Origin of the sequence: Bacillus cereus group sp. BfR-BA-01356 (genome assembly GCF_022663635.1) — a bacterium.
Classification (GTDB): Bacteria; Bacillota; Bacilli; order Bacillales; family Bacillaceae_G; genus Bacillus_A; species Bacillus_A cereus.
This window is the reverse complement of record NZ_JAKUFX010000176.1, coordinates 1-9,764: the sequence shown is the minus strand read 5'-3', so window position 1 is coordinate 9,764 and position 9,764 is coordinate 1. Positions and strand designations below refer to the sequence as shown.

The window sequence follows — 9,764 nt, the reverse complement described above, 5'->3', positions numbered from 1 at the left end:
ATCTATCCTTTCTATAATAACTTTCTTATTTGTCGTGCTCTTTCTCTCATTTGATTGTCGTACAACTCACTTTTATGCACGATCTGGCATTCACTGTTTAATACGCAATCATACAACGAGGGATCATAAACCTTCACTCTAGTAAACAGCACATTCATATCATTTTCATGTAGCTTACCAGCCATGTATAACGCCTTTATATCCGTCCACCTAGTTTTATATAGTTGCCCTGGCGTCATTCCTAGTTCGCGCTCCAGGGCCGTTATATCTCCCTTTGATCGTACATAATCATTACTTGTCATATATGTTGGTTTAAATACGTTTGACATCTTTACATAACACCTCTCTCATTTCATCACTCATTTGGCTTAAAGGTATCTGGTCAATCTTATCTGTAGCCCCGTTTACTTTCTTTTTCCTTACATATAAAACGTTATCTTCAATCCATTTATCTAAACCATATGTTTTTTCGTGTTGCTCGTCTTGATCTCGTAACCTCATAAGCCTTTCATAGTGGTGCGGACTTGTCTCTTTCCAATATGCGTATTCGTTCTCTGTTGGTGGTCTATAGCTTGATTCGTCACATTTGCACTCACTAAAGTGTTTAGTGCAATTAATACAATCCTGATCCACGTTATCAATGATAAAAATATTCTCTTTTGCTTTTTTTCGGGGATCAATTCCTTTAATTTGTTCAATACAATTTACTATAAATACAGCCGTGTTGGGCACAATGCTGGCTTTCATTTTCCTTACTTCCCTTAGTAATCGTTTAGCCCTTGACATGTTCCCGATCTCCTTTTAGTTTCTCTTTTAACCATTCTTTACGCTTGTTTCCCTGGCCGTGTCCCTTATCTCTCACACTCGCTCTTTTTGTTCCCTTGTATACTCTCATTGATACGTACATATCACCTTCCACGCGCCTTTTACATGCATCTTCTATGTTATCGGCCAGTGTATCAAAAAAGGGCTTGTATGCCTCTCCTGTTAACTCTCCAGTAACCTGTAATTGTATATACCCGTTATCTGTTTGGATCATATATGTCATGAGGATTACTCCTTTTTAATTAATCAAAGAATAAGGCTGAAAGCCCTACCCTTAGTTGTAAGACCTTTTAAAATTCGATTCGGCCAGTGTTATATGCTCCTGTACGTATGTTTTCTTCATGCTGGGCCTGTTTAGTTGCGTTTGGTCTTACAAATGCATTTGCTTTCTGTACTTCTTCTGGTGTTGCAATTTGTGTGTATCGTTCAAATGACATGCCCGCTTGTTTTTCAAATAAGTTCCGTGGGTTTGCTCCTGGGATAATCGCCATATCCATTGATAGGGCCGTATAATCAACTGGTGGCGCCTGTACTGGTGTAAGGTCTACTGTACGTGATCCATTTGCAACCGCTGTGCGCTCTACTTGTTTGTTAGCAATATCATGTGTTGCCTGTTCGTGTTCGTTTAGATCGCCTAGTACATCGGCCATCGATTCATTTAATAGCGCTGTTAGCTCGTCACGCTCTTTGTATAGACTTGCTAACTCTGGGCTTACTGTTTCAGTTACCTTATTGTTAATATTCCCTGTTGGTACGTTCTCGTATTTATAACCGTTATCGAATGCGCGGGCCATTGCTTCAGCCTGGGCCTTTTCTTTTCGTTCTTTTTCAGCTAGGCCGTTACTTTTCTCTTTTGCTTCAGCTTTTGCGATCTTGTCATTAATGGCCTGTAATTTTCTCTGTGACTTGTCCTGCTGAATACTCTTTCTTAACTCTGCCATCTCTTTTTTCATTTCTTCAATTGTTGCCATATATAAAACCTCTTTCTATTAATAGTTATGTTAAATTGTCTAACAACTTACTAATTCATTATAACACCTTTCGGTGTCACTTTTACTTCTTACTTTATATCGCAACCCTTATAGTAGTAACCTTTTGATCGGATGGGAATTCATTTCTCATTTTCCGACTGAAGGTGAATTTTCACCAATGAGGCGTCCTCAAAGCTGAGGTGGCTCAATAGAAGTAGCGAATGATATTAGTGACTTTGCATTAACGGTGTTATAATGGTGCTACAATGCATTACTAATGCCGTTATGATGTAAGAGAATGGAGGGATCGCAATGGACTTTGGGAGATTTTCAGGACAAGTTAGCAAAGAATTAGACGTGAACGGAAACACATTACGTGTTTGGTGTTTAGAACTAGAAAACGCTGGATATAAATTCGAACGGAATAATCGTCAACAACGGATCTATTACGAACATGATATTAACATCCTTAAAGAGATGAAGGTTTTAATGGCGGACGGGACGAGAACCTTACAAGAAGCGATATCTATATTGCTAGAATCATCTCTTTCTAAAGATACCGATAACGCACTAACGCACAGCATTAACGAAAGTGCTGGTAGTGAAACAACACCATTTCAACGTAATAACAGTGCCACCGGAGTTGCTTATGCTATATTGGAACAAACCAATGAAAAGGTGGCTGAATTAATAAAACAGCAACAAACTATCGCTCTGCAAAATCAAGAAATTCTAAACGTTATCCATAAAGACAATGAGGAAAAGCAAAACGTTATTCAAGCTGTCTTTGAAAAGCAACAACAGATAATCGAACAACAACAGGATATACATTTACAGAATCAGAGCATAACAAAAATGTATTTAGATGAACGTGAAGAGAAATTGAAGGAAAAACAAGAAAAAGACGAACTGAAAGAACAACTCTCTGACATGCAAGAAAAGATGAATGAAATGTTAAAGTTCGTTCATCAACAAAGCGAAGATAAAGGTAAATCATTCTTCAGTAAGTTTTTCTCAAAAAAATCTAAACTTTAAAGTGCCTAACAATCCATGAGATGTTGACTACAAGTCAAAATAAGAAATCATTTGAATTATGGGAGTGATATTCGGTCAAGGTTGGCGCATAATTTTTAATTATATTAGAACGAATTGTGGACAAGCATATAATTCTTAACAACCACTTTCCAAGTATGAAAGTTCCTTATACGATCAATTATTTAATAAAATATCTCTCTCATAAACCTGCCCCGTGCGACAGTTCAAATGCTCCTTTATGATAAAATAAAGATATAAAGAGACGAGATGAGGGAGAAATTTGAAGAATAACCAATCCGCTACGGTAAACCAACCAATCGTTGTAGGAACACTTCCACAAGTGATTGTCGATACATATAACCTAACTTGCACTTCGAGCGATGTAAAAATGTTTCCCGGCTTTGTAAAGCACGTACAGAAAAGACATCCTGGTATTTATGAAACATACTCATCACACATAAAAGATATCATTGAGCAACCAGACTACGTCGGACAAAACCCTAAAGAGCCTAATAGCGTTGAATTAGTAAAGATTTTAAATGACCATATGCTAATTGCTATAAAGTTGGACCCGAGTGGTTACTTATTCTTATCTACGATGTTTGATCTGAAAAATGGTCCTGCGAAAATCCAAAAACGATTGAATAGTGGACGTTTAGTTGCTTACAAAGACTTGTTAAGCTAACAGAGAGTTTACGAAAATATAAGAACGTGGTATACTACCTGTAGAAGGTAACATAATAATGATATAGGATCTTTGAGGTGGGAAAGGTTCCCCACGCGCTTATCTAGCCGCCGTTCTTGATCAAACATTTGATTGGTTAGGTAAGTTACCAGAGATGTAGGATACGCCGCCCTACCATCGATCCTAGAACGGTAAGCCATTCGTTTTTTGACGGATGGCTTTTTGCATTGACTTTTTTGTCGCTAATGGTTATTTTGCTATCAAATGAAACCGAAAGGCGATGATTAATATGTTAAAAAACAAAAAATATACACGTTGCGAGGAATGTGGGGATCTAGCCAACGTGAAACAACTATCTTCCATACAATTCGAAGTCCGATGCACCAATCAAGATTGTCTGACAGTAACAGTAGTGAAGGATGAATGGTGGAAACACACTCCAAAACGATCAAAACCGATCTAGATTAAATTCTAAGCGGTTTAACAATAACTAATGTTTTTATATTAAAAGGAGGATGTTTTCTAATGGCAAATAATCTAGGTATGACGCAAAAGCAACTACAACGTTTTTTTACACCGATCATTCAATTCATTCGAGAAAATCCACATATATTGAATTTGGATCAAAAAAAGAGTGAATCCAACAACGGAGAAACAGAGGAAAGAAAAAATGAAGATCGTACGTACAAAAACAAACCAAATAATACAGCTGAATAAATCTCATGTATTACTATGTAATTTCTACATAACAACAAAAATACCAATGTTATAACATCCACTAATGGATAAACTTACTTTTAATAAGTTAGTAATCTCCATATACTATTTTTAAACAATTCCCATCAAATTCTACCAAAAAGTGTCCTTGTTTATTAGTAATTTTAGTTTCATTATTCTTTAATGACACTAAATCTAATTTTATATTTTTACCAGACTTCAACATGTAACCATCATTTTCTAACTCATCTCGGTTATGATGTAGAACACTTGCAATAGTAGTAACAGGAACTTCATATGTTTTCTATTCCGATGATCCTTATATTCGATCGGCTCAAAAAAGGAAATACCTTTTTATAAAGTTGTTTGTTTTGTTCATGAATGTAAGTAGTGTTAACAAAATTGTTGATACCCTTTTTATCGCCGATCCCTTTAAGAACTTCAATTATATTTGATTTGTTCTCTATTCCTAGTTTCTTTTTCTTTGATCGGCTCAAAATTGAGCACATCACTTCCCACTAGTAGAAAACGTATTTTTGCGTTTTCATCCATAACCAGCAATGTAAAACCATCTTTAGTCATGTTGTACTTTTTGTAATTCCTTCTGTTTCTAGGGTTATATGAGGATTCCTCAAAATTGAGGTTTCCTTTTTTCTCCCATTTCTTTCATTAATGTATTTTGAATCCTGGAAATTAAGGAGTGAAAATTCTTCACTTGAATACCCCATTAATTTTTCAATATCAGCCACAACATTGTCATGACGTTTACCAAAAATTTCAGCTACTTTAATAAATCTGTTATTACCTCATTGTTATTGTTTACAAATACTAAGTTTGTCACTAATTGCCCCTATATTAAAAATAATCCATAATCTTTACCCTACTATCTTAATTAATAGTGATTGTTTCAGTTCTCTAAATTTTTTTAGCAATTAAAGCTAAATCCCTTGATTTTAAGGTCTTACGGTTTTCATACTGGCGAGTTTGTTAGGAAATTTGAATGTAGTTTTGGGCATAGTAACCCCTGTTAAAATTTTACGAGGTTAAAACGCCCACTCATTCGTACTGGCTTAGATGCCGAGGTCTCGAATTGAGATTGGTTGCATTGACGACAAACGGTTATAGCTTACAAAACTACTATACCGTCCGTATATAGCTTATCGGCGTTGTATTGCGCCGTACGGTGCGTTTCTCACGCCCAACACCGTTCCCTTTCGGGTGATTCGCTATATAACCCGCATATCCTTGTAATAAAGCTTGCACAAGAATAGCCGTGAATCAGTGTCATGATCGCCGCTTACGAGTAACTGTTTAACTCCAGTCGCACAATCATGTCTTATTTTGAACCCCCAACACTTTTTACCACTAACGTCTTGGTTATCATCGTTATTAGGATTTACATCCCGTAGGTTTGTTTTATGCAAGGCTTGTGTCCTTTACCCCGCTTACGTCAGACAGTTGAATGCAACAACAACTGATATCCGAGTGTATTTTTTCGCATCGGCTACACTAGACCATCTTTTTAAAGTGGTAGCTTCCACTGGAACGGAACAACACAAAAAAGGCGTTCTCTATATCTAAACGCCCTGTACATTTACAAGACTTCAGTTATAGAAAACGCCCTTTTATATCCGTTTTATTATGTATATAACATTGCTACTAATTACTAGTTGCAATACTCGGAGAGTAACGGTACAATAGGTGTATCTAATAATCCTTGTTCGCGAAAACAAGGAAAATGTTTAAGTTAGTGGTGAGACACTTCTTAAACTGAAGTCCTGTATTGAGAGTACAGGATTAAGTCATTCCGTTAGTGCCTGAGAAACACTAACATATGGAATGGCTTTTTCATTTGTTCACGTTCATATTAAGTTAATGCTAATTTTACCTCTATGTTTCTATTAAATCAACGAAAATTTGATAAGGTTCGCCAGAAACATTAATATTTGCGACATAAAACTCACTCTCCAACTTTGGAGGATGACCAGGTATGTGAACTTTTTCGTACCCCATATATAGAGGGTACGCTTAAAATTAAGAACACCCTCTTAAACCTCTCATTTCTATTTCTAACGCGTTTTATATTATAAAAATGTATTTATATTAGTTTAACAGTTACATGGCCATAATAACCGCGTTTCTAATCTTAAAACGGTTGCCTATCTTTTCTACATAACTTTGCATTTCTGGTGATTCACATTTTTCCCACGCTACAGGATCGCCACTATTTGCTCTTTTTACTAAATCTACTAATTTATCAAATTGTTTACCTGTTAATTTAGGGACGTTATTAACTATTAAATAAGGATTCTTATTTCCCTTTGTATGCGTTTCTGTATCATACGGTATAGTTTGGCCTGCGAATCCGCTTAAATCCTCTGTAAATGGATTCTCTAACGTTTCAGGCATAACATAACTCTCTTCATATCCTACATATGTATGTATTAACTCTTTTTCAGTCTTTAAGGTAGACTTTGGGACTTGTGGTTCTTTCTTTTTAAGCATAGCGTCCAGGATCTTCTTGTTTTCCGCTAGTTTCTTTTCGTATTCTGTTACTGATTGTTCTTCTTCACCAAACCAATCTAGTGTAGGCTCTTTTTGAATAGATTTATTACTATTACCCTTTCTGGCCACTTTTCCCAAACCTTTCCTAACTGCCGATTGTTTTTTTCTTTGTTCTTCGATGTATCTGTCTCTAAATTTATCATCTACTACACTGTACTCTCCATCTAATCTATTGTTTAAATCTTCCATACAGTTTCTAATGAATGTTTTTAGGTTTGCACCTTTTTCTGGTTTAAAACTCTCATACCATTTTTCGGCATATTCTTGTAGTTTTTGATTTTCCATGTTTTTTAAATGGACGTAGTCACAACGACACATGTTTACGATCTCGGAAACGTGTGTATATGTTTTATAATCTTTTTTAGTAATTTTTTTTAAAGTACTTCTTTCTAGCGTGTAGTTTTTACATGACTGATGTGTAATTTTTACACTACTGTTGTTATTACTAGGTTTTTCGTTATTCCCGTCCAGTAATGTAGTTTTTGCATGACTGTCTTTTCTTTTTTCGTTCTTTTGTTTCAAGTGTTCTAATAACTCGTTATTTAACCGTTGTTCAAACTCATGATTTATATAATATTTAATAGATGTATTAAAGCCCTTTTCTTTTCGTAGGTGGCCAATCTTCTCCAGGTGTTTAATTGCTTCAGTTATTGTTTTATTACTAGCATTCAACTCTTCCATTAATTCCGGAATGCTGTATTTCGCATATGCTTCGCCATTCTCGTTAACATAACCGTTTTGCACCGATAACTTTAATCTGTTCTTAATAAGGCCGATAATATCCCCGTGTAGTGGCTTCAGCTTATACTTTTTGCCAATCTTTCCTTTCATGAACATCGGTACTTGTATATATAGAATTTTCTCCATTAAAAAACCTCTTTCAAATTGTGAGTACAACGAAAAGAGGTATTGTATATAAGCTATATAATCGTTATAATAGAAGTATCTTAAATGTACGGTTCAAAAAACAAGGAGTAACCTACATTGATTAGATTTATCTAAACAATTTTATACAATGCCTGTCGAAACGTCTTATTCCTTCTGTCGACCAAAACATTCGGGAATAGGGCGTTTTTTCGTTGTCTATTAACATTATAATACTTTTTCCGTCAAAAAAAATAGACTTCATAGAAAGCGAAATTTATGATAAGTTATCATATGCTCAATTATTTGATGCATCCAAAATTGGGTGTATCTATAATTGCATCTTACTACAATAAAAACCTCCACAACGAATGTGAAGGGCCTTAAAACTAGTTATTATTTTTCGAGTATGTCCATAACTCTTAATAACGTCATCTTTTCGTCTTCTGTAATAACGTTGAATTTCTCTAATAGATCAGCAACTTCCATTTCTAAGCCACCAGCAACTACTTTATCTATTAAAAACCGATTGATGTTTTCATTTTTAATTGTCACGTGAGCGCCTCTTTCTGGTTGTTCTACCTGTATTAGTTTTTCGATCATTGTTTTAACCACTGCCACAACCTCCAATTACTTTACTATTTTGCGTAAACCTTCTATTAATGCTATACTCACGAAAGGAGCTAAAAAGCATATCGTGAGAAACGATCCAGTTGACATGTATGTGTATCTCCTTTCCAGGTTCGTATGCCAGTACGAGCCTTTTTATTGTGTGAAAAACGCATAATTACGAATCACTTTTCTTTCGGAGCCACTGACTCACCTTTCATAACCTTTTTTAAGACTGTATTTGTTAAACCTTCAATATCATCAGTCGACTTACTAAGCGCCTTAATGCTGGCGTGCAACCTTACAAGTGCGCCACCTTCCTTAATTGTTTCTAGGTCATAATGCTTAGCAACTCTTTCATAGTAACGATCCATTTTGTCAGACATATAATCACCTTCTTTCTATTCAGACAGGCTTTTCTTGTCCATGACCTGTCCACCTTTTGATAGGTGGTAAGTGCGTTTCGTTCTTACACAACAAATCTTATCATAAGTTTTGCAAACCTGTAAATAGGTTTTGCAAACTTTTTTTATTCTCCTCTGTTTTAATACAAAAAAGAAAAGGCATACCCAATTAGGATAAGCCCTTTCAACTGACTTTGTAGAAAACGTTATAAAACACACCATTCATTACAACGAACAATGCAACCTTGTAAAGGTTATAACGTTCGTGAATAATGATCGTTTTTTCCAATTTTCTTACAGAAATCACTATATCGTCATACAATGACCATCTAAAAATGACTGTAAAAACGTTCGTGTTTTTTCGAATAGACATAAACCTTGATATAACAACATTCTTGTTGCTAATTCAGTTTACATAATACTTATTATAACCCTAACTTTTCGTAAGTTGATAACGTACTTAAAGTTAGAGGGCGATACATTTATTATATCACTTGCCCCTCGTCCGTTCACTCAATACTTTATATACCTGTATGTCATATAGGGGGGGGTTACGTGCGTACGCGCGCGAACATTTACGCTTTCTCGATTAAACCAGCTGATAAATAACCGATCAATATCTTTGCCCTCTCTCGTCGCGTTCCCTTAGAATCTCTCTTAACTCGTGCACCTGGTCTTCTAAATCCTCGTTTTCTTGACTTAGTTTTAACTTAACCTCTTCAGATACAACCACCGCGCGCTCCTGGATAGCTATTTTTTCTTTTTCTAGCTTCAGTTTCTCACCTTCCTGTATAGAACGATGCTCTGTTGACGCTCCTTGTAGCGCGTATACTAATTGACGAGAAACAGCACTTTCAATCTCTCCTTTGTATACCATGTCCATGATTTTTTTACGCGTTTCTAGTGCCTGTTTTGGTGTAGCGATTTTAATATCTAATTGAATCTTTTCTTTCTGTTTCTTTTCTGCTGCCATGTTTCATCTATCCTTTCTATAATAACTTTCTTATTTGTCGTGCTCTTTCTCTCATTTGATTGTCGTACAACTCACTTTTATGCACGATCTGGCATTCACTGTTTAATACGCAATCA

13 protein-coding genes and 1 pseudogene are annotated in these 9,764 nt (G+C 35.6%); 3 read left to right on the top strand and 11 right to left on the bottom strand.

Going from position 1 to position 9,764, the window contains the following annotated elements; genetic code table 11:
* Positions 1-11 precede the first annotated feature (11 nt).
* The 4 genes from MR168_RS30610 to MR168_RS30595 all read right to left on the bottom strand — a co-directional run bounded on the left by MR168_RS30610 (position 12) and on the right by MR168_RS30595 (position 1,796).
* Positions 12-329, bottom strand: coding sequence for a hypothetical protein (locus tag MR168_RS30610; protein ID WP_242291717.1), 318 nt, complete (start codon positions 327-329; stop codon positions 12-14).
* Positions 313-786 (bottom strand): hypothetical protein, encoded by a 474-nt coding sequence (locus tag MR168_RS30605; RefSeq protein WP_242291716.1) that lies wholly within the window; start codon positions 784-786, stop codon positions 313-315. The genes MR168_RS30610 and MR168_RS30605 overlap by 17 nt, the downstream gene beginning before the upstream one ends.
* Positions 773-1,048, bottom strand: a complete 276-nt coding sequence (locus MR168_RS30600) for a hypothetical protein (RefSeq protein WP_242291715.1) — start codon at positions 1,046-1,048, stop codon at positions 773-775. Before MR168_RS30600 ends, MR168_RS30605 begins: the two co-directional genes overlap by 14 nt.
* Before the next feature lie 67 nt (positions 1,049-1,115).
* Entirely contained in the window at positions 1,116-1,796 is a 681-nt protein-coding gene (locus MR168_RS30595) for a hypothetical protein (RefSeq protein ID WP_242291714.1), read from the bottom strand.
* 312 nt (positions 1,797-2,108) lie between these two features.
* Here MR168_RS30595 and MR168_RS30590 point away from each other — a divergent pair, with 312 nt between their 5' ends.
* The 3 genes from MR168_RS30590 (at position 2,109) to MR168_RS30580 (ending at position 4,233) form a co-directional block, all read left to right on the top strand.
* Entirely contained in the window at positions 2,109-2,831 is a 723-nt protein-coding gene (locus tag MR168_RS30590; protein WP_242291713.1) for a MerR family transcriptional regulator, read from the top strand.
* A gap of 280 nt (positions 2,832-3,111) precedes the next feature.
* A complete protein-coding gene (locus MR168_RS30585; protein WP_242291712.1) occupies positions 3,112-3,516 on the top strand; it encodes a PBECR3 domain-containing polyvalent protein in 405 nt (134 codons plus the stop codon).
* Between the two features lie 525 nt (positions 3,517-4,041).
* Positions 4,042-4,233, top strand: coding sequence for a hypothetical protein (locus MR168_RS30580; protein WP_242291711.1), 192 nt, complete (start codon positions 4,042-4,044; stop codon positions 4,231-4,233).
* Positions 4,234-4,674: 441 nt separating this feature from the next.
* Here the strand turns inward: MR168_RS30580 and MR168_RS30575 are convergent, their stop codons facing one another.
* The 7 genes and pseudogenes from MR168_RS30575 to MR168_RS30550 all read right to left on the bottom strand — a co-directional run bounded on the left by MR168_RS30575 (position 4,675) and on the right by MR168_RS30550 (position 9,648).
* Positions 4,675-4,815, bottom strand: a complete 141-nt coding sequence (locus MR168_RS30575) for a hypothetical protein (protein WP_242291718.1) — start codon at positions 4,813-4,815, stop codon at positions 4,675-4,677.
* Between the two features lie 122 nt (positions 4,816-4,937).
* A pseudogene (locus MR168_RS33795) lies at positions 4,938-5,009 on the bottom strand (Rha family transcriptional regulator); the annotation flags it as partial.
* Positions 5,010-6,123: 1,114 nt separating this feature from the next.
* Positions 6,124-6,246, bottom strand: coding sequence for a hypothetical protein (locus MR168_RS33510; RefSeq protein WP_000540216.1), 123 nt, complete (start codon positions 6,244-6,246; stop codon positions 6,124-6,126).
* 102 nt (positions 6,247-6,348) lie between these two features.
* Positions 6,349-7,665: a replication initiator protein A gene (locus MR168_RS30565; RefSeq protein WP_242291710.1), complete on the bottom strand. Its 1,317-nt coding sequence runs from the start codon at positions 7,663-7,665 to the stop codon at positions 6,349-6,351.
* 393 nt (positions 7,666-8,058) lie between these two features.
* The gene (locus MR168_RS30560; RefSeq protein WP_242291709.1) at positions 8,059-8,277 is read right to left on the bottom strand and encodes a hypothetical protein; all 219 of its coding nucleotides are present in this window, start codon (positions 8,275-8,277) and stop codon (positions 8,059-8,061) included.
* 179 nt (positions 8,278-8,456) lie between these two features.
* Positions 8,457-8,657 (bottom strand): hypothetical protein, encoded by a 201-nt coding sequence (locus MR168_RS30555; RefSeq protein WP_242291708.1) that lies wholly within the window; start codon positions 8,655-8,657, stop codon positions 8,457-8,459.
* 631 nt (positions 8,658-9,288) lie between these two features.
* Positions 9,289-9,648: a hypothetical protein gene (locus MR168_RS30550; RefSeq protein WP_242291707.1), complete on the bottom strand. Its 360-nt coding sequence runs from the start codon at positions 9,646-9,648 to the stop codon at positions 9,289-9,291.
* Positions 9,649-9,764: the final 116 nt, after the last annotated feature.

Bases quoted from the DNA above. Each gene is read 5' to 3' on its own strand.
- MR168_RS30580 (WP_242291711.1), top strand. From the start codon at position 4,042: ATGGCAAATAATCTAGGTATGACGCAAAAGCAACTACAACGTTTTTTT.
- MR168_RS30595 (WP_242291714.1), bottom strand. From the start codon at position 1,796: ATGGCAACAATTGAAGAAATGAAAAAAGAGATGGCAGAGTTAAGAAAG.
- MR168_RS30605 (WP_242291716.1), bottom strand. From the start codon at position 786: ATGTCAAGGGCTAAACGATTACTAAGGGAAGTAAGGAAAATGAAAGCC.
- MR168_RS30555 (WP_242291708.1), bottom strand. From the start codon at position 8,657: ATGTCTGACAAAATGGATCGTTACTATGAAAGAGTTGCTAAGCATTAT.
- MR168_RS30550 (WP_242291707.1), bottom strand. From the start codon at position 9,648: ATGGCAGCAGAAAAGAAACAGAAAGAAAAGATTCAATTAGATATTAAA.
- MR168_RS33510 (WP_000540216.1), bottom strand. From the start codon at position 6,246: ATGGGGTACGAAAAAGTTCACATACCTGGTCATCCTCCAAAGTTGGAG.
- MR168_RS30600 (WP_242291715.1), bottom strand. From the start codon at position 1,048: ATGACATATATGATCCAAACAGATAACGGGTATATACAATTACAGGTT.
- MR168_RS30590 (WP_242291713.1), top strand. From the start codon at position 2,109: ATGGACTTTGGGAGATTTTCAGGACAAGTTAGCAAAGAATTAGACGTG.
- MR168_RS30610 (WP_242291717.1), bottom strand. From the start codon at position 329: ATGTCAAACGTATTTAAACCAACATATATGACAAGTAATGATTATGTA.
- MR168_RS30565 (WP_242291710.1), bottom strand. From the start codon at position 7,665: ATGGAGAAAATTCTATATATACAAGTACCGATGTTCATGAAAGGAAAG.
- MR168_RS30575 (WP_242291718.1), bottom strand. From the start codon at position 4,815: ATGACTAAAGATGGTTTTACATTGCTGGTTATGGATGAAAACGCAAAA.